Source organism: Rheinheimera gaetbuli, from assembly GCF_054781935.1.
Map to the genome: position 1 here is coordinate 1 of NZ_BAAGTL010000010.1, position 18430 is coordinate 18430.

The following is an 18430-nucleotide window of genomic DNA, read 5'->3' on the forward strand; positions in this document are numbered from 1 at the left end:
ATGTGTTAGGCCTGCCGCCAGCGTTCAATCTGAGCCATGATCAAACTCTTCAATTAAAGTTTTTTGTCACCGAAGTGACGCTCAGTCTTACTGACTTAAAACATTTCTGTATGAGTCACTCAACCGATTTATTTCGTTGCCAAAATACATCGTAAGTGCCCACTCAGATGATTGATTGCTAATTGTTAAAGAGCGTGCATCAGAGTAGAACTCAATGATGCGAGGTTCTCACCTCAGTCAGACGCTTTCTGCTTTCGCTTGCTGCCGTCTGTGTGGTGCGCATTATAGAGATCGCAGCAATCCAATCAAGATCTTTTTTGCAGAAATATGATCGACCGCACACTTTTTAAGCGATCCTTTGAAAAAGCACTGTTTTTTGATTATAAATCAGTCGATTTCGGTATCTGATGCTGTGACTCTGATAACTTCGGACAGATCCGATCTATGTTTTTTTGGTTGTTGCAGCTCATACTGATACAAATATTCGCCCAACTGGCGTAAAAACGGCAACGCGATTTCTTCAGTCTGATAGAGATCGTCGTTTAAAGTGTCATTGTCGTTGGCATAGATCACCGCCGTAATAAAGAATTCGATCTGCTGCTGCAAATCAACAATATAGGCACCATCAATAACATGGCCATAAGCCCAGCCAGTTTTGTTAAAAATACGAATATGCGAGGGTATCTGTTGTGGCTTACCGCCGAACAGCAAAAACTTGGAGTAATTATCCGGGTACTGTTTTACATCGTAATCTGGATTAGAGCTGGCTGGTGGCAGCATCGCCATATAACGCAGCAGCAAAGCGCGATCTTCCGGTTTTAAATTGAACCGCTGCTGCTCACTAAACAACTGAGGAAAGATCACCCGCTTTATTACACCATCAAAATCAGCAAGGCTAAGACGGTTTTTGTCGGAAAAATCCATCGGCGACTTAATCAGCTCATTGCCACTGATATAGGCACTGCCCAATGTAGGCTTATCTGTGTTGATATATCGCTGGTTTGTATTGCGGGCTGGCAAAACCAGAATTGGCTTACCCGTAGGATCAACAAAGCGTACCGGATTGAACTGCCGGTTTTGCTCTGACGTCAATGGCACGCTGAGGCGGTGATTGATAACACTATGCTTTAACCCTTTGGCTGCCAGGCGCTGGTTAATATAGTCCTGCCCCAGTAGCTCATACAGCCGGTTACTGCCGTCGTTATCACTAACCAACAACACTTTCTTTATATAGTGGCTAATACTAGGCAAACCATTAGCAGCCGTTGGATCGGCTGTTTGTGCCGTTTGCCAATCGGTGGCAGCACCAGTCAACATCGTAGTATCGGAATTTAAACCAGCGATGTTCTGCTCTGCCAACCATTCCAGTGCCAATAGCGCTATCGGTAACTTTACAGTGCTAGCCGGATAGAAGTAGTGATTATCATCAAGGCCAAATTGATAGTAGGTAAGATTTTGACTGTTATCAGTGTCACGATCGATCCGGGTATATATAATTTGTAATCGGTAAGGCTCTGGGTTAGCCAATACGTGCCGCAATGTAGGATATTGCTCAGTTACCTCAGATAACAGCGGTTGCAGCGGTTGATACTGTATTTCCGTCGCGGTTCTTGCATCAGCTATAAGTGCCAGACCAACCAATATACTGCACAAAAATACCTGTTGCATGACCATTACCTAGAGTTAGTTAAAACTCCATAGTACGGATTAGATAACGGAAAAACAAACAAGCATAAAAAAGCCGGGCTATGCCCGGCTTTTTAATTCTTTAGTGCTTACTCAGCTGCAGTTTCTTCAACTGGCAGTGCGCCCACTTCTGGACGATCGACTAATTCGATGTAAGCCATAGGAGCGTTATCACCTGCACGGAAGCCACACTTCAAAATACGAGTGTAACCACCTGGACGCGCATTGTAACGCGGGCCCAGCACGTTGAATAACAAACCTACTACTTCTTTATCACGAGTACGGGCGAAAGCTAAACGGCGATTTGCAACGCTGTCATTCTTTGCCAGCGTGATCAATGGTTCGATCACACGACGTAACTCTTTAGCCTTTGGCAAAGTCGTTTTGATGATTTCGTGCTTCACCAACGAGCTTGCCATGTTGCGGAACATTGCCGTACGGTGGCTGCTGTTCCTGTTTAATTGACGACCACTCTTGCGATGGCGCATGATCTATTCCTTCTCACTAAACCAGAAACTGGTATCTGATTAGTCTTTATTTACCAGACTCGCTGGCGGCCAGTTCTCCAGGCGCATGCCTAGTGATAAACCGCGTGATGCCAGCACGTCTTTGATTTCGGTAAGCGACTTTTTGCCCAGGTTAGGTGTTTTAAGTAACTCAACCTCGGTACGCTGAACCAGATCACCAATGTACTGAATCTGCTCTGCCTTCAAGCAGTTAGCAGAACGAACTGTTAATTCCAAATCATCGACCGGACGCAACAGAATCGGATCAAACTCCGGCTTCTCTTCACGTTTTTCCGGCTCGCTCTTGTCACGCAGTTCAACGAAGAACTCCAGCTGTTCAGCCAGAATGGTGGCAGCGCGGCGAATGGCTTCCTCTGGCTCTACAGTGCCGTTGGTTTCCATATCGATGATCAGTTTGTCCAGATCAGTACGCTGTTCTACCCGAGCCGCTTCAACTGAGTAGGCTATTCGCTCTACCGGGCTGAATGACGCGTCCAGTAACAGACGACCAATAGGACGCTCGTCATCATCTGAGGACAAACGCGCTGATGCAGGCACATAACCGCGACCACGCTCAACTTTCAGGCGCATACTGAATTCAGTCTCGCCAGTCAGGTTGCAGATCACGTGCTCGGGGTTGGTAATTACCACACCGTCGCCGTGCTGGATGTCACCAGCAGTTACAGGGCCAGCACCTTTCTTCGTTAAAGTCAGTGTGACTTCATCTTTGTCTTCCAGGCGGACGGCAAGGCCTTTCAGGTTCAGTAGGATATCAATAATATCTTCCTGCACACCTTCTTTGGCACTGTACTCGTGCAGCACGCCGTCAATTTCTACTTCAGTCACTGCGCAACCAGGCATAGATGACAATAGAATACGACGTAACGCGTTGCCCAAGGTATGCCCGAAACCGCGCTCAAGTGGTTCCAAAGTAACTTTGGCACGAGTTGGGTTGATTTTTTCGATACCAACTAATCTCGGCTTAAGGAATTCGGTGACAGAACCCTGCATTGTACCCTCTCTTAACAATTAGCTTTACTTAGAGTAAAGCTCGACGATTAACTGTTCGTTGATGTCAGCAGACAGGTCTGAACGCTCTGGCAGACGTTTGAAAACGCCTTCAAGTTTCGTGTTGTCTACTTCAATCCAAGTTGGTTTCTCACGTTGTGCAGCAACTTCAAGCGCAGCACCGATACGGGCTTGCTTTTTAGCTTTTTCACGAACTGAGATCACTTGTTCAGGTAATACTTTGTATGACGGAATGTTTAACACTTGGCCATTAATCATAATGGCTTTGTGGCTTACCAGCTGACGAGCTTCAGCGCGCGTACTGGCCAAACCCATACGGTATACTACGTTGTCTAAGCGTGACTCTAACAACGCTAACAGGTTTTCACCTGTATTACCTTTCAAACGAGCAGCTTCCTTGTAATAGTTACGGAACTGCTTTTCCAATACGCCATACATACGACGTACTTTTTGTTTTTCGCGTAACTGTAAACCGTAGTCTGATAAACGACCGCGACGAGCGCCGTGCTGACCAGGTGCAGTAGTTAAGTTACACTTTGAATCGATTGCTCTTACGCCGCTCTTCAGGAACAGGTCTGTACCTTCGCGACGACTGAGTTTGAGCTTAGGGCCCAAATATCTTGCCATCTTCTTTCTCCAATAATCCGTGAAGCGCTGTAATTACACGCGACGTTTTTTAGGTGGACGACATCCGTTATGCGGGATAGGCGTCACGTCGGTGATATTTGTGATCTTGTAACCAGCGGCGTTCAGAGCACGAATCGCAGATTCGCGGCCTGGGCCAGGGCCATTCACAAACACTTCAAGGTTCTTCACACCATATTCCAGCGCAGCAGTACCTGCACGCTCTGCAGCTACCTGAGCAGCAAACGGAGTAGATTTACGTGAACCACGGAAACCTGAACCGCCGGCAGTTGCCCAGCACAGTGCATTACCCTGACGATCAGTAATCGTCACGATGGTGTTGTTGAAAGAAGCATGGATATGAGCCATACCGTCAGAAACTTGCTTTTTTACCCGTTTACGAGTACGAACTGGTGCTTTAGCCATGTTGAATCACCTTATTTCTTAATCGCTTTACGTGGGCCCTTGCGGGTACGCGCATTAGTTTTAGTGCGCTGACCACGAACCGGCAGACTACGACGGTGGCGCAAGCCACGGTAGCAACCAAGGTCCATTAAACGCTTAATGTTCAATGTGATTTCACGACGCAAGTCACCTTCAACGGTGTATTTTGCAACTTCGTCACGAAGGGTATCTAACTGTGCATCAGATAAAGATGCAATTTTAGTACTTTCTTCGATTCCCACAGCAGCTAAAATCGATTTAGCGCGGGTTTTACCGATACCATAAACATAGGTTAAAGAGATAACCGCATGTTTATTATCGGGGATGTTAATGCCAGCGATACGGGCCACTAACGTTCTCCTTTAATAGAGTTTAAAAAAGCCAATTTGAAAAGCCCGTAAGGATACTCAAATGGCGCTTATTTTGCAAACGATAAAGGGGCTAAACCAAATAGTTCAGCCCACGATATCATTTTTGGTTCTGCTATTAGCCTTGGCGCTGTTTGTGCTTCGGCTCACTGCAAATTACGCGAACAACGTTATTACGCTTGATCACTTTGCAGTTACGGCAGATCTTCTTAACGGAAGCTCGTACTTTCATAACTTAACTCCGCAAACTATCTTAACGACCGAAGCCTTTAAGATTTGCCTTTTTAAGCACAGAATCATACTGATGCGACATCAGATGGGTCTGTACCTGTGCCATAAAATCCATAATAACGACGACAATAATCAGCAGCGATGTACCGCCGAAGTAGAACTGTACGTCCCACGCCACCATCATGAACTCAGGAACCAAACAGATAAAGGTTATATACAAGGCACCTGCTAAGGTTAACCGGGTCATCACTTTATCAATGTATTTAGATGTCTGCTCACCAGGACGGATCCCAGGGATAAAGGCACCAGATTTCTTCAAATTATCTGCTGTATCGCGCGGATTAAACACCAGCGCAGTATAGAAGAAACAGAAGAAAATGATGGCCGCGGAGTATAACATCATATACAACGGTTGTCCCGGAGATAATGTTAACGCTAATTCTTGTAGGAAATTAGCTACTACGCCTTCACCTGAGCCAAACCAACTGGCTATCGTTCCAGGGAACAGAATAATGCTAGAAGCGAAAATCGGTGGTATTACGCCAGCCATATTGACCTTTAACGGTAAATGACTGCTTTGCGCTGCAAACACCTGACGGCCTTGCTGGCGTTTAGCGTAATTAACCACAATCCGACGCTGGCCGCGTTCAAAGAACACCACAAACCAGGTAATCGCAATTACGATCACACCAATAGCGACTAACAGTAAAAAGTGCAAATCGCCTTGACGTGCCTGCTCGATCGTCTGACCAATGGCCGACGGGAAGCCCGCAACAATACCGGTAAAGATTAACAACGAGATACCGTTACCAATGCCACGCTCTGTAATTTGCTCACCTAACCACATTAAAAACATGGTACCTGTAACCAAGCTGATTACCGCGGTGAAGTAAAATGCAAAGCCAGGGTTAATAACTAACCCCTGCATCATGTTTGGCAGGCCAGTGGCAATACCAATGGCCTGTAACGTTGCTAATGCTAAGGTACCGTAGCGCGTCATCTGGTTAATTTTACGCTTTCCAGCCTCGCCTTCTTTTTTAAGTTCAGCCATTGCCGGATGCATTACCGTCAACAACTGCACAATGATAGAGGCGGAGATGTAGGGCATTATACCCAGCGCAAACACCGAAGCACGCTCAAGTGCGCCACCGCTGAACATGTTAAACATTTCAACGATGGTGCCCTTTTGTTGCTCGAATAACTGAGCCAGCACGGCGGCGTCAATTCCAGGAATTGGCACAAAGGAGCCTAACCGAAATACGATTATGGCCAGAAGCACAAACAACAAACGGGCTTTCAGCTCGCTGAATCCGCCTTTTGCACTTCTTGAGTCCGAACCTGGTTTAGCCATCGCGTACTATCCTTATTATTCTTCGACTTTACCGCCAGCGGCCTCGATTGCTGCACGCGCGCCTTTAGTTGCACCTAAACCTTTTACGGTTACCGGGCGAGTAATCTCGCCAGACAGTACAACTTTAGCGAACTTAACAGTACGAGCAATGATGTTAGCTTCCATCAGGCTAGCCAAATCAACCACATCACCTTTTACCGCAGCCAGTTCGTGCAGGCGTACTTCAGCAGAAACCAAAGATTTCTGTGAAGTGAAACCAAACTTAGGCAAACGCTGTTTCAAAGGCATTTGACCGCCTTCAAAACCTGGACGAACTTTACCGCCAGAGCGTGATTTTAAACCTTTGTGACCGCGGCCACCGGTTTTGCCTAAGCCTGAGCCGATACCACGACCAAGGCGGCGCTTTTCTTTCTTAGCACCAGGTGCCGGAGCAAGAGTATTTAATAACATCTGTTACTCCTCCACTTTAACCATGTAATACACAGCGTTGATCATGCCGCGAACTGAAGGTGTATCTTCAACTTCAACAGTATGATTAATACGGCGCAAACCTAAACCCAGTAAAGAAGCCTTGTGCTTCGGTAAACGACCGATGCTAGACTTAATTTGGGTTACTTTAATTGTCTTCTTCGCCATGGCAGATTACCCCAGAATGTCGTCAACGCGTAAACCGCGTTTTGCAGCTATTTGAGCTGGCGACTTAACAGTCGACAGAGCATTAATAGTTGCGCGAACTACGTTGATTGGGTTAGTAGAGCCGTAACACTTAGACAGAATGTTTTGTACACCAGCAACTTCCAGTACGGCACGCATTGCACCACCGGCGATCAAGCCAGTACCTTCAGCAGCAGGCTGCATGTAAACATTTGAACCTGAATGCACACCCTTAGTTGGATGATGCAAAGTGTTACCATTTAACTCGACCTGAGTCATGTTACGACGCGCTTTTTCCATTGCTTTTTGAATAGCAGCTGGTACTTCACGTGCTTTACCGTAACCAAAACCAACGCGACCGTTACCGTCACCTACCACAGTCAGGGCAGTGAACGAGAAAATCCGACCACCTTTAACCACTTTTGAAACGCGGTTTACTGCAACAAGCTTCTCTTGCAAATCAGATTGTTGTTTAGCTTCTTCGTTAGCCATGAGCTACTCCTAGAACTGAAGACCGGCTTCACGCGCCGCGTCAGCTAAAGCTTGTACGCGACCATGATACTGGAAGCCACTACGGTCAAAAGCACAAGCAGTAACGCCTTTGGCCACTGCGCGTTCAGCAATCGCTTTACCTACAGCCTTAGCAGCATCTACGTTGCCAGTGTACTTCAATGACTCTTTGATTGAGGCTTCTAAAGTAGAAGCTGCAGCAATCACTTCAGCATTTGGTGCGATAAGCTGGGCGTAAATGTGACGTGGTGTACGGTGTACAACCAAGCGATTCGCACCTTGTTCGATAATGTTTCTGCGAGTGCGTTTGGCACGACGCAGACGAGCAAGTTTCTTATCCATCGTCCTACCCTACTTTTTCTTCGCTTCTTTACGACGCACGTTTTCATTTGCATAGCGCACACCTTTGCCTTTGTAAGGCTCTGGTTTACGGTATGCCCGGATGTTAGCGGCAACCTGACCAACTAATTGCTTGTCAGCACCTTTCACCACGACTTCTGTCTGGCTTGGTGTTTCAATAGTGATACCGTTAGGTACCTGAAACACTACAGGGTGAGAAAAGCCCAGGCTCAGGTTTAATACTTTACCTTCTGCTTTCGCACGGTAACCCACACCAACCAATTCCAGTTTACGAGTAAAACCTTCGTTTACACCGTTAACCAGGTTGTTGATTAATGCACGGGCTGTACCCGCTTGCGCGTAAGCACCGTCAAAGCCTTCACGTGGATTAGTACGCAGAACGTTACCATCAACCACAACTTCAACTGCCGGGTTAACATCTAATGCTAACTCGCCGTTTTTGCCCTTAAACGTCACTACTTGACCATTTTGCGTTACAGTAACGCCTGCTGGTAAAGTGACTGGGGCCTTAGCAACACGAGACATAGATTACTACCTCCGTTACGCTACGTAGCCGATGATTTCGCCACCGATACCAACCTTGCGCGCAGCGCGGTCAGTCATTAGTCCTTTAGATGTTGACACGATGGCCACACCTAAACCGCCCATTACCTTAGGTAATTCGCCGCGCTTCTTATAGATACGCAGACCTGGACGACTAACACGATCGATAGTTTCAATGACAGATTTGCCCTGGAAGTACTTTAATGTTACTTCCAGTTCTGGTTTTGCTTCACCAGAAACTGAGAAATCAGCGATGTAACCTTCGTCTTTCAATACTTTCGCAATAGACACCTTCAATTTTGAAGATGGCATCTTAACCGCAACTTTATTAGCCGACTGGCCGTTACGGATGCGAGTAAACATATCCGCTACTGGATCTTGCAAACTCATAGCTCGTTACTCCCGTGATTCTTACCAGCTAGCCTTACGAAGGCCAGGAATTTCACCGCGCATCGCCGCTTCACGGACCTTGATCCGGCTCATGCCGAACTTACGCAGGTAACCGTGTGGACGACCAGTTACACGACAACGATTACGTTGACGCGAAGGGCTTGAATCACGCGGCAACGTCTGTAACTTCAGAACGGCTGCCCAACGGTCTTCATCAGAAGTCGTTGGATTTGCAATCGCATCTCTCAGTTCATGACGCTTTGCAGCGAATTTGGCTACCAGTTGTGCACGCTTGAATTCGCGGGCTTTCATTGATTGTTTTGCCATGACCCTACACCTTATTTCTTGAATGGGAAGTTAAACGCGGCAAGTAAAGCACGTCCTTCGTCATCGGTACGCGCGGTAGTCGTAATAGTGATATCTAAACCACGTACTGCGTCTACTTTATCGTAATCGATTTCTGGGAAAATGATTTGCTCACGTACACCCATGCTGTAGTTACCACGGCCATCGAACGACTTCGGGTTTACACCACGGAAGTCACGGATACGCGGGATAGCGATAGAGACTAAACGCTCTAAGAATTCCCACATACGTTCGCCGCGCAGGGTCACTTTTGCGCCAATAGGGTAGCCTTCACGGATTTTGAAACCAGCGACTGACTTACGCGCCTTAGTAACCAGAGGTTTCTGGCCGGCAATAGCAGTTAAATCTGCTACCGCGTTTTCAAGGATCTTTTTGTCAGCTACGGCTTCACCCACACCCATATTGAGTGTGATTTTAACAATCCGAGGGACTTGCATGACGCTGGTGTAGCCGAACTGCTTAAACAGTTCTGGGACTACGGTGTCTTTGTAAATTTCATGCAGTTTCGCCATCGTATTACTCCAATAGCAATTAAATTACTTCGTTATTCGACTTGAAGAAACGCACTTTCTTGCCATCTTCAAGGCGGAAACCTACACGATCTGCTTTACCCGTTTTAGAGTTAAAGATCGCTACGTTTGAAACATGAATTGAGGCTTCTTTCTCAACGATACCGCCTGGCTGATTCAGAGCCGGTACAGGCTTCTGATGCTTTTTAACCAGGTTAACGCCGGAAACATAAACACGACCTTCAGCTACTAATACTTTAGTAACCTTACCGCGCTTACCCTTGTCCTTACCAGTAAGAACAACAACCTCGTCATCACGACGGATTTTGCTAGCCATGGTGACTCCTTACAGTACTTCTGGTGCCAGAGACACGATCTTCATAAACTTGTCGCCACGAAGTTCACGTGTAACAGGCCCGAAAATACGGGTGCCGATCGGTTCCAGCTTGCTGTTTAACAACACTGCTGCATTGCGATCAAAACGGATTAATGACCCGTCTTGACGGCGTACGCCTTTAGCTGTACGCACCACCACTGCATTCAGAACGTCACCTTTTTTAACTTTACCGCGAGGAATTGCTTCCTTAACAGTAACTTTAATGACGTCACCAATTGCAGCATAACGGCGATGCGAACCACCTAAGACCTTAATACACATTACGCTGCGTGCGCCGCTGTTGTCTGCGACTTCCAGCATAGATTGCATCTGGATCATCTTAGTGCTCCGCTATTCTACTAAATAACCCTCACGGGTTACGCTGCTTACAATAAATACCCCCCTGATTAAGAGGGCGCGTGATTATAACAGCACTCTTACCAAAAAGGTAGCTCAAAATAAAAGCGGCTCCAAGAGGAGCCGCTTTTCACACCCTAACGAATTAAGATGCTGATTCGACTACTGCAACCAGGGTCCAAGACTTAGTCTTAGACAGAGGACGGCATTCACGAATAGTGACTACATCGCCTTCTTTACACTGATTAGTTTCGTCATGTACGTGCAGCTTGGTAGTACGTTTGATGAACTTCCCGTAAATTGGGTGTTTCACCGAACGCTCGATCGCAACAGTAATAGACTTGTCCATTTTGTTACTGATCACTTTACCTTGCAGTGTACGGATATTAGTTTCGCTCATTACGCACCTGCCTTCTCGGTTAAGATGGTCTTAACGCGCGCGATATCACGACGCACCTGCTTAAATAAATGCGTTTGAGCTAACTGACCCGTAGCTAATTGCATGCGCAGGTTGAACTGCTCACGTAATAAGCCCAGTAATTCAGCGTTTAACTCTTCAACACTTTTCGCTTTTAATTCGCTGGCTTTCATCACATTACCGTCCGCGTTACAAAGGTTGTCTTAAATGGAAGCTTAGCCGCGGCTAATGCAAATGCATGACGCGCTAACTCTTCAGACACACCGTCCATTTCGTACAGTACTTTGCCAGGTTTAATCTGACATACCCAATACTCAACAGAACCTTTACCACTACCCATACGTACTTCCAGCGGCTTAGCAGTGATTGGCTTGTCTGGGAACACACGGATCCAGATTTTACCAACACGCTTAACAGCGCGCGTCATAGCACGACGTGCAGATTCAATTTGACGTGAAGTCATCTGACCACGTTCTACAGATTTCAGTGCGTAAGTACCGAAAGATACTTTATCGCCAACCAGGGACAAGCCACGGTTACGACCTTTGTGCACTTTACGAAATTTTGTACGTTTTGGTTGCAACATCGCTCAAACCCCTTACTTTGCCTTACGTGCCGGTTTTTTCGGCGCTTTAGGCTGGTTGTTGTTGTTGGCGTTGTTGGTGTTGTTGTTCAATGGCAGAGCACCTAAGATCTCGCCTTTGAAAATCCACACTTTCACACCAATGATACCGTAAGTAGTCAGTGCTTCAGAAGTACTGTAGTCGATGTCGGCACGCAGAGTGTGCAGAGGCACGCGGCCTTCGCGGTACCACTCAGTACGGGCAATTTCTGCACCGCCTAAACGGCCGCTAACTTCAACTTTGATACCCTTAGCACCGATACGCATGGCGTTTTGTACCGCACGCTTCATCGCGCGACGGAACATAACACGACGCTCTAACTGGCTGCTGATTGAATCAGCAACTAATTTAGCATCCAGCTCAGGCTTACGGATTTCAGAGATGTTAATCTGCGCAGGTACGCCAGCGATGGCAGCTACTTGCTTGCGGATTTTTTCAACATCTTCACCTTTTTTACCGATGATTACGCCTGGACGCGCAGTGTGAATAGTCACACGGATGCTTTTCGCAGGGCGTTCAATATCGATCCGGCTTACTGACGCGGCTTTCAGTTCTTTTGTCAGGTACTGACGAACTTTAAAGTCACCGTTTAAGAAATCCGGGAAGTCTTTCGTATTCGCGAACCAGGTAGAGCTCCATGGCTTAGTGATACCTAGGCGAATACCATTAGGATGTACTTTCTGTCCCATTTCTATCTCCTAGTTATCAGCTACAACCACAGTGATGTGGCTGGTGCGCTTGACGATACGGTCAGCACGACCTTTGGCACGTGGCTTGATACGTTTCATAGACGGACCTTCATCAATGAAGATAGTCTTTACTTTCAGCGTATCAATATCCGCACCTTCATTGTGCTCCGCGTTAGCAATGGCTGATAAAAGTACCTTTTTGACTAACTCAGCAGCTTTTTTCGGGCTGTAAGTTAATACATTCAACGCCTTATCTACTGACAATCCACGTACCTGGTCAGCAACCAGACGCGTTTTTTGAGCAGAAGAACGGGCAAATTTGTGTTTAGCTAATGCTTGCATCATTTACCCCTTAGCGCTTCTTGGCCTTTTTGTCGGCTGCATGACCACGGTAGGTACGAGTAGGTGCAAATTCACCTAACTTGTGACCTATCATCTCTTCCGAGACGAACACCGGTACATGTTGACGACCATTATGGACAGCGATGGTCAAACCGATCATATCAGGTATGATCATTGAACGACGGCTCCAAGTCTTAATAGGCTTCTTGTCACCGCTTTCCAACGCTTTCTCTACCTTCTTCAGCAAGTGAAGGTCAATAAATGGACCTTTCTTGAGAGAACGTGGCATGGCAATTCCTCACAAATTATTTATCACGACGACGTACGATAAGTTTATCAGTACGCTTGTTTGAACGAGTTTTGTAACCCTTCGTTGGAACGCCCCATGGAGAAACAGGGTGACGGCCACCAGAAGTTTTACCTTCACCACCACCGTGTGGGTGATCAACCGGGTTCATTACCACACCACGTACGGTTGGGCGAACGCCGCGCCAGCGCATAGCACCAGCTTTACCGTATTGACGTAACATATGTTCCGCGTTGCCGATCTCACCGATAGTCGCGCGACAATCTGCTAATACTTTACGTACTTCGCCACTGCGTAAACGCAGAGTAACGTACTCACCGTCACGAGCCAGGATCTGTACAAATGCGCCAGCAGAACGAGCTAACTGACCACCTTTACCTGGTTTCATTTCGATGTTGTGTACTACCTGACCAACTGGGATATTGCGCAGTGGCAGTGTGTTACCGGCTTTGATTGGCGATTCCATACCTGAAACCACTGTATCACCTGCCTTCAGGCCTTTAGGAGCCAGAATGTAACGACGCTCACCGTCTGCGTATAACACCAGTGCGATGTTAGCGGTACGGTTTGGATCGTACTCTAAACGCTCAACTTTGGCTGGAATGCCATCTTTGTTGCGCTTGAAGTCAACTAAACGGTAATGCTGCTTGTGACCACCACCGATATGACGGGTAGTGATACGACCGTTGTTGTTACGACCACCAGTTTTTGAATTTTTCTCTAACAAAGGCGCATAAGGCTTGCCTTTGTACAGGTCTGGGTTAACCACTTTTAATACGTGGCGACGACCTGGTGACGTAGGTTTACACTTTACAAGTGCCATTTCCTAACTCCTCTTCTTACTCAGCGCCGCCAACGAAATCGATTTCGCTGCCTTCTTTAAGAGTTACGTAAGCTTTTTTCCAATCGCTACGCTTGCCCATACGCGCACCAGTGCGCTTGGCCTTACCCTTAACGTTAACAGTACGCACACCGACTACTTCTGTTTCGAACAGTTTTTCAACTGCGGCTTTAACATCAGCTTTAGTTGCAGTAGTGGCAATCTTGAAAACGACTGTATTGTGTTTTTCAGCAGACACGGTGCTCTTTTCAGAAACGTGTGGTGCCAGAATAACTTTCAGTAAACGTTCTTCGCGGATCATGCTAACAGCTCCTCAAGTTGCTTAACTGCGGCAGCAGTCATTAACACTTTGTCGAATGCGATTAAGCTGACCGGGTCGATACCGTGTACGTCACGCACGTCAACCTTGTACAGGTTACGTGCAGATAAGAACAGGTTCTCATCCACTTCGTTAGTCACGATTAACACGTCTTTTAAGTCCATAGATTTTAACTTTGCAGATAAATCTTTGGTCTTAGGCGTATCAACGGCGAAATTTTCCACCACGATTAAACGCTCTTGACGTACTAATTCAGACAGGATGCTTTGGATCGCACCACGATACATTTTACGGTTTACTTTCTGGCTGTGATCTTGTGGCTTAGCCGCAAAAGTTACACCGCCTCCGCGCCAGATTGGGCTACGGATAGTACCAGCGCGCGCGCGGCCAGTACCTTTTTGACGCCATGGCTTCTTGCCGCCACCGCGTACTTCAGAACGTGTCAGCTGAGCGCGGGTACCCTGACGGGCGCCGGCAGCGTAAGCTACAACGACCTGATGAACCAAAGCTTCATTAAACTCACGTCCAAAGGTAGCTTCGGAAACTTCAAGAACGCCTTGAGCGTCTCGTAATGCTAATTCCATCACTTATCTCCTCAGACGTTAGCTTTTAACAGCTGGTTTAACGATCACGTCACCACCGATAGCGCCAGGTACTGCACCTTTCACTAACAGCAGGTTACGTTCTGCGTCTACACGAACCACTTCAAGTGATTGCACGGTTACGCGCTCAGCACCCATGTGACCAGCCATTTTTTTACCCTTGAATACTTTACCTGGTGATTGGTTCTGACCAATTGAACCAGGTGCACGGTGTGATAAAGAGTTACCGTGAGTAGCATCCTGAGTACGGAAATTCCAGCGCTTAACAGCACCAGCAAAACCTTTACCTTTTGATGTACCAGCTACATCTACTTTCTTCGTTTCTGCGAAGATTTCAACCGTAATTTCGCTGCCAACAGTGATGTCAGCACCTTCGTTATCTGCCAGGCGGAATTCCCACAGACCACGACCCGCTTCAACGCCAACTTTAGCAAAGTGGCCTGCATCAGGCTTGCTCAGGCGATTAGCCTTCACTGTGCCAGCAGTCACTTGCAGTGCGCTGTAACCGTTTGTCTCTGCAGTTTTAACTGCAGTTACACGGTTCGGTGTCGCTTCGATTACGGTTACTGGAATTGAAACGCCATCTTCAGTGAAGATGCGGGTCATTCCCACTTTACGACCGATAAGACCGATAGCCATTTCCTAAACCTCTCTATAAACCTGTCTGATTAGCCCAGGCTGATTTGAACGTCAACGCCAGCAGGCAGATCTAAACGCATCAGAGCATCAACAGTTTTTTCTGTTGGCTCAACGATGTCGATTAAACGCTTGTGGGTACGGATTTCGTACTGATCACGCGCATCTTTGTTTACGTGAGGAGAAATCAATACAGTGAAACGTTCCTGGCGAGTAGGAAGTGGAATAGGACCACGAACCTGAGCGCCCGTACGCTTAGCTGTGTCAACGATTTCCATAGTTGACTGATCGATCAAACGGTGATCGAACGCTTTCAGACGGATGCGAATCCTTTGATTACTCATGTATCAAAGCCTCAAAGAGCAAAAAGAGCAAAAATAAACACAAGCAATCCAACCACTAAGTGGGGATGCCCATGCACCAAAGTTACGTTTGCTCCCCAATCGGGAGCACTGTAAGCGTTAAACAACTCAAACGGTTATCTAACGAGCCAGTCAGAATTGTATCGACTGGCCGCGCATTATACTGAAATCAACAGATAACGCAAGCACTGCTTAATAAATGCACTATAAAATGTCGTTCAATTCAAAACCGATACCAAAGCGGATAACCGAGCGGTCATAGTCAATTAAGCTTTCGCCATAGCCATTAAATAGCTCTGCATAAAGACGGATATGTTTATTAAAAGGTCTTGAATAGGATATACGCACCGCCCCTTTGTTATCACTGCGCAGGTTATTCCGCACCATCATGCGCCAGGTTGCCGTATCCTGCTTATAGGCTGCCGACAGTTCGAACCAGCCCATGTATTTGCCGATATCAGGGTTGTCATCACCATCCGCATCTTGCTGATTTACTTTGGGTTTTTCTTTAAAGCGATAGTATGGCTCAAAGTTAACAAACACATTACCAATAGAGGTAACCCAGCTCAGTTTAAGCCGGTTCCAGCTACGAGACAGTTCGCCGGCACGGCCGTTGGACTGATGAGACAAACTAAGACTAATAATACGACTGGCGGCTTCTTCATAGTTTTTATAATGCGGCAGCATCAGGATCAATTCAGGTTCATAATTATTTTCCCGAAACGGTGATGACACCTCACTGTTATAGGCCTGCCACCAGGCCTGCTGAGTGAAGGCAAAAAACAAATAACCGTTGTCTTTATAGATTTTGGTCCACAGCGGGGTTTTAAGGCTAAGTTGAAACTTAGCCTCGATATTATCGGACGGTGCACTATCACCGTCCCTTATTAAGGTTGCAGCGATGCCATCTACATAGGTAAACGGCATCAGATAATTATTCTCGTGCGGCAATAAGGTAAAAGGCGCATAGGTATCCCACTGCTCAGCCTTCATTCTTTTGTCTAATGCATCTGCTGCCGAGACGAAGAATGCTAACATCCCTATTAAGCCAGCAAGGTATCGCATAGTTATCCTTATGTTCTAAAACAGCTCTGCTGCTAACTTATCTATTACGGCTGCATCATGCCTTAATAGCTCCAGCAGACCAGTCGCTTTTGGCAAAATACGGCCGAAGTAATAAGCTGCTGTATGCTGTTTCGCTGCAATAAACTCTGCACTGTGTACGCCAGGTTGCAATGCAGCCAGGTTTTTATACCACATATAGCCATAGAGCACATATGACACCAATGCTAAATAGTCACAAGCAGCTGCACTTTGTGCACGGCTGTCTTGCACCAGCAGTTCGGCGGTCAGGCTTTGCAACTGCGTAATATAGGTCTCTAACGCAGCTGCGGCGTCAATGGTGGTCTCAGCCAGCTCGGTTTTTATATCTGTGAGCAATGTCAACAACACGGCTCCTCTGTCAGCAACCACTTTGCGCAGCATAAAATCTGCCGCTTGAATACCGTTAGTACCTTCGTATATCTGCGCAATGCGCACATCCCGTACTAGTTGCTCCATGCCCCACTCTTTAACATAGCCATGGCCACCGAATACTTGTTGTGCTGTTACGCAAGCGTCAAAGCCTTGATCGGTCATAAAAGCCTTTGCTATTGGTGTAAGTAGGTTGGCACGCTGTAGTGACAGCGGGCAGTCGTCATACTTGGCTTTATCCAGTAATGACGCAACCCAGGTAGCAAAAGTACGGCCTGCTTCATTGATGGCTTTGATATTAAGCAGCATCCGACGCACATCGCTATGGCCGATAATCGGCTCGGCTTTATTAGCATCTTTCTCGCTAACACGGCCCTGCAAGCGCTCTTTGGCATAGCTCAACGCATTCTGATAAGCCCGCTCTGCAGCGCCTAACCCCTGGCTGCCCATCGACAGCCGTTCATAGTTCATCATGGTAAACATACATGCGAGACCACGGTTTGGCTCACCAATTAAATAGCCTTTGGCATCGTCAAAGTTCAGCACACAGGTCGCCGACCCATTAATACCCATCTTATGTTCGATAGAGCCTACGGTGACGCCATTACGCTCTGCTGGTTCTCCACTGGCATCGGGCAAATACTTAGGTACCAAGAATAAAGAGATGCCTCGACTACCGGCCGGTGCATCAGGCAACTTGGCCAACACCAAATGAATAATGTTGGCGGTTAAATCATGCTCGCCTGCAGTAATAAAGATTTTAGAGCCGTTAAGGGCATAACTACCGTCAGTGTTAGGCTTAGCGGTAGTGCGCATAATGCCGAGATCAGAACCGGCATGAGATTCGGTTAAACACATAGTACCCGACCACTCACCGCTATACATTTTCGGCAAATACAAAGCCTTGGTGTGCTCATCAGCGTGCTGCAATAGCGCAACACAGGCGCCGGCGGTTAAACCTGGGTATAACGAAAAAGCGATATCGGCGCTGCACAGCATTTCATCGACCATCATCGACAGCGCTTTGGGCATGCCCATGCCGCCATACTCAGCATCTCCACTAAGTCCGGTCCAACCACCTTCCGCAAGGCTTTGATATGCTGTGTAATAATGCGCCGGTAATGTCACGTTGCCGTCCTGCAGCTGTGCTCCGCGCTTATCGGCTTCAGCGGCAAAAGGCGCGATCTGCTGTTCACAAATTTTTGCTGCTTCTTCCAGAATAGCTTTAGCTGTGTCAGCTTCAATAAGCTCTTGCAGTTGTGGTTGTTGTTGCCACCAGCTATCGAGCTGCCACACGTTGAATAAATTAAAACAGATATCGTTTAGGGGGGCTTGATATTGGCTCATGCTATTTGCCTTGCTAACTGGACGGATGAGTTTAAGCATGGCACAGCTTACGCTTTCAAACAAGCGTTTGAATATATCTTTAAGGCTAAATTTCAGGCAACAAAAAAGGCCCCGCAGGGCCTTTTTTAATCAACGCTAATTAAGCAATGATTTTTGATACTACGCCA

The 18430-nt window shown here is 47.0% G+C and carries 31 protein-coding genes; all 31 read right to left on the reverse strand.

The features are described from left to right. Positions 1 to 387: 387 nt before the first annotated feature. The gene (locus tag ACYVIC_RS10520) at positions 388 to 1668 is read right to left on the reverse strand and encodes a serine hydrolase (RefSeq protein WP_460859738.1); all 1281 of its coding nucleotides are present in this window, start codon (positions 1666 to 1668) and stop codon (positions 388 to 390) included. 107 nt (positions 1669 to 1775) lie between these two features. Further along, positions 1776 to 2174, reverse strand: a complete 399-nt coding sequence (gene rplQ, locus ACYVIC_RS10525) for a 50S ribosomal protein L17 (protein WP_040552626.1) — start codon at positions 2172 to 2174, stop codon at positions 1776 to 1778. Between the two features lie 39 nt (positions 2175 to 2213). Next, positions 2214 to 3203 carry a DNA-directed RNA polymerase subunit alpha gene (locus tag ACYVIC_RS10530; RefSeq protein WP_027672165.1) on the reverse strand — a complete coding sequence of 330 codons (990 nt, stop codon included), beginning with the start codon at positions 3201 to 3203 and terminating at the stop codon, positions 2214 to 2216. A gap of 24 nt (positions 3204 to 3227) precedes the next feature. Then, positions 3228 to 3848 carry a 30S ribosomal protein S4 gene (gene rpsD / locus ACYVIC_RS10535; protein ID WP_068238290.1) on the reverse strand — a complete coding sequence of 207 codons (621 nt, stop codon included), beginning with the start codon at positions 3846 to 3848 and terminating at the stop codon, positions 3228 to 3230. A 33-nt stretch (positions 3849 to 3881) separates the two neighbouring features. Next, entirely contained in the window at positions 3882 to 4271 is a 390-nt protein-coding gene (gene rpsK, locus ACYVIC_RS10540; protein WP_027672163.1) for a 30S ribosomal protein S11, read from the reverse strand. 11 nt (positions 4272 to 4282) lie between these two features. Continuing rightward, positions 4283 to 4639 (reverse strand): 30S ribosomal protein S13, encoded by a 357-nt coding sequence (gene rpsM, locus ACYVIC_RS10545; protein ID WP_027672162.1) that lies wholly within the window; start codon positions 4637 to 4639, stop codon positions 4283 to 4285. A gap of 136 nt (positions 4640 to 4775) precedes the next feature. Further along, entirely contained in the window at positions 4776 to 4889 is a 114-nt protein-coding gene (rpmJ, locus tag ACYVIC_RS10550; RefSeq protein WP_008950799.1) for a 50S ribosomal protein L36, read from the reverse strand. A gap of 21 nt (positions 4890 to 4910) precedes the next feature. Next, the gene (secY, locus tag ACYVIC_RS10555; protein WP_460859745.1) at positions 4911 to 6239 is read right to left on the reverse strand and encodes a preprotein translocase subunit SecY; all 1329 of its coding nucleotides are present in this window, start codon (positions 6237 to 6239) and stop codon (positions 4911 to 4913) included. A 15-nt stretch (positions 6240 to 6254) separates the two neighbouring features. Next, positions 6255 to 6689 carry a 50S ribosomal protein L15 gene (gene rplO, locus ACYVIC_RS10560; RefSeq protein WP_166839365.1) on the reverse strand — a complete coding sequence of 145 codons (435 nt, stop codon included), beginning with the start codon at positions 6687 to 6689 and terminating at the stop codon, positions 6255 to 6257. Between the two features lie 3 nt (positions 6690 to 6692). Beyond that, the gene (gene rpmD / locus ACYVIC_RS10565; RefSeq protein ID WP_173502769.1) at positions 6693 to 6875 is read right to left on the reverse strand and encodes a 50S ribosomal protein L30; all 183 of its coding nucleotides are present in this window, start codon (positions 6873 to 6875) and stop codon (positions 6693 to 6695) included. Positions 6876 to 6881: 6 nt separating this feature from the next. Beyond that, positions 6882 to 7385: a 30S ribosomal protein S5 gene (rpsE, locus tag ACYVIC_RS10570; protein ID WP_445769277.1), complete on the reverse strand. Its 504-nt coding sequence runs from the start codon at positions 7383 to 7385 to the stop codon at positions 6882 to 6884. A 9-nt stretch (positions 7386 to 7394) separates the two neighbouring features. Next, entirely contained in the window at positions 7395 to 7745 is a 351-nt protein-coding gene (rplR, locus tag ACYVIC_RS10575; protein WP_460859747.1) for a 50S ribosomal protein L18, read from the reverse strand. Positions 7746 to 7754: 9 nt separating this feature from the next. After that, the gene (rplF, locus tag ACYVIC_RS10580; protein ID WP_460859749.1) at positions 7755 to 8288 is read right to left on the reverse strand and encodes a 50S ribosomal protein L6; all 534 of its coding nucleotides are present in this window, start codon (positions 8286 to 8288) and stop codon (positions 7755 to 7757) included. A 15-nt stretch (positions 8289 to 8303) separates the two neighbouring features. Beyond that, positions 8304 to 8696, reverse strand: coding sequence for a 30S ribosomal protein S8 (gene rpsH / locus ACYVIC_RS10585; protein ID WP_460859750.1), 393 nt, complete (start codon positions 8694 to 8696; stop codon positions 8304 to 8306). 21 nt (positions 8697 to 8717) lie between these two features. Then, complete coding sequence (gene rpsN / locus ACYVIC_RS10590; protein ID WP_460859752.1) at positions 8718 to 9023, reverse strand: 30S ribosomal protein S14; 306 nt, start codon at positions 9021 to 9023, stop codon at positions 8718 to 8720. 11 nt (positions 9024 to 9034) lie between these two features. Beyond that, a complete protein-coding gene (rplE, locus tag ACYVIC_RS10595) occupies positions 9035 to 9574 on the reverse strand; it encodes a 50S ribosomal protein L5 (RefSeq protein WP_027672153.1) in 540 nt (179 codons plus the stop codon). Positions 9575 to 9593: 19 nt separating this feature from the next. Further along, positions 9594 to 9908 carry a 50S ribosomal protein L24 gene (gene rplX, locus ACYVIC_RS10600; RefSeq protein WP_068238319.1) on the reverse strand — a complete coding sequence of 105 codons (315 nt, stop codon included), beginning with the start codon at positions 9906 to 9908 and terminating at the stop codon, positions 9594 to 9596. Positions 9909 to 9917: 9 nt separating this feature from the next. Further along, a complete protein-coding gene (gene rplN / locus ACYVIC_RS10605; protein ID WP_134059725.1) occupies positions 9918 to 10286 on the reverse strand; it encodes a 50S ribosomal protein L14 in 369 nt (122 codons plus the stop codon). A gap of 163 nt (positions 10287 to 10449) precedes the next feature. After that, a complete protein-coding gene (gene rpsQ / locus ACYVIC_RS10610) occupies positions 10450 to 10704 on the reverse strand; it encodes a 30S ribosomal protein S17 (RefSeq protein ID WP_335737902.1) in 255 nt (84 codons plus the stop codon). Then, positions 10704 to 10895, reverse strand: coding sequence for a 50S ribosomal protein L29 (gene rpmC, locus ACYVIC_RS10615; RefSeq protein WP_008224486.1), 192 nt, complete (start codon positions 10893 to 10895; stop codon positions 10704 to 10706). Before rpmC ends, rpsQ begins: the two co-directional genes overlap by 1 nt. Further along, the gene (gene rplP / locus ACYVIC_RS10620; protein ID WP_173502776.1) at positions 10895 to 11308 is read right to left on the reverse strand and encodes a 50S ribosomal protein L16; all 414 of its coding nucleotides are present in this window, start codon (positions 11306 to 11308) and stop codon (positions 10895 to 10897) included. The genes rpmC and rplP overlap by 1 nt, the downstream gene beginning before the upstream one ends. 12 nt (positions 11309 to 11320) lie before the next feature. Further along, positions 11321 to 12034 carry a 30S ribosomal protein S3 gene (gene rpsC / locus ACYVIC_RS10625; RefSeq protein WP_460859756.1) on the reverse strand — a complete coding sequence of 238 codons (714 nt, stop codon included), beginning with the start codon at positions 12032 to 12034 and terminating at the stop codon, positions 11321 to 11323. A gap of 9 nt (positions 12035 to 12043) precedes the next feature. Next, positions 12044 to 12376, reverse strand: a complete 333-nt coding sequence (gene rplV / locus ACYVIC_RS10630; protein ID WP_019677721.1) for a 50S ribosomal protein L22 — start codon at positions 12374 to 12376, stop codon at positions 12044 to 12046. 10 nt (positions 12377 to 12386) lie between these two features. Next, positions 12387 to 12665 (reverse strand): 30S ribosomal protein S19, encoded by a 279-nt coding sequence (gene rpsS / locus ACYVIC_RS10635; RefSeq protein WP_008950795.1) that lies wholly within the window; start codon positions 12663 to 12665, stop codon positions 12387 to 12389. A gap of 16 nt (positions 12666 to 12681) precedes the next feature. Further along, positions 12682 to 13506 carry a 50S ribosomal protein L2 gene (rplB, locus tag ACYVIC_RS10640; protein WP_068238326.1) on the reverse strand — a complete coding sequence of 275 codons (825 nt, stop codon included), beginning with the start codon at positions 13504 to 13506 and terminating at the stop codon, positions 12682 to 12684. A 16-nt stretch (positions 13507 to 13522) separates the two neighbouring features. Further along, positions 13523 to 13825, reverse strand: a complete 303-nt coding sequence (rplW, locus tag ACYVIC_RS10645) for a 50S ribosomal protein L23 (protein WP_305551705.1) — start codon at positions 13823 to 13825, stop codon at positions 13523 to 13525. Then, positions 13822 to 14427, reverse strand: coding sequence for a 50S ribosomal protein L4 (gene rplD, locus ACYVIC_RS10650; protein WP_205313722.1), 606 nt, complete (start codon positions 14425 to 14427; stop codon positions 13822 to 13824). The genes rplW and rplD overlap by 4 nt, the downstream gene beginning before the upstream one ends. Before the next feature lie 18 nt (positions 14428 to 14445). Further along, the gene (gene rplC / locus ACYVIC_RS10655) at positions 14446 to 15084 is read right to left on the reverse strand and encodes a 50S ribosomal protein L3 (RefSeq protein WP_460859761.1); all 639 of its coding nucleotides are present in this window, start codon (positions 15082 to 15084) and stop codon (positions 14446 to 14448) included. A 29-nt stretch (positions 15085 to 15113) separates the two neighbouring features. Next, entirely contained in the window at positions 15114 to 15425 is a 312-nt protein-coding gene (gene rpsJ, locus ACYVIC_RS10660; protein WP_008899121.1) for a 30S ribosomal protein S10, read from the reverse strand. 222 nt (positions 15426 to 15647) lie between these two features. Beyond that, positions 15648 to 16508: a phospholipase A gene (locus ACYVIC_RS10665; protein WP_460859763.1), complete on the reverse strand. Its 861-nt coding sequence runs from the start codon at positions 16506 to 16508 to the stop codon at positions 15648 to 15650. 15 nt (positions 16509 to 16523) lie between these two features. Then, positions 16524 to 18263, reverse strand: a complete 1740-nt coding sequence (locus tag ACYVIC_RS10670; protein WP_460859764.1) for an acyl-CoA dehydrogenase family protein — start codon at positions 18261 to 18263, stop codon at positions 16524 to 16526. Positions 18264 to 18430: the final 167 nt, after the last annotated feature.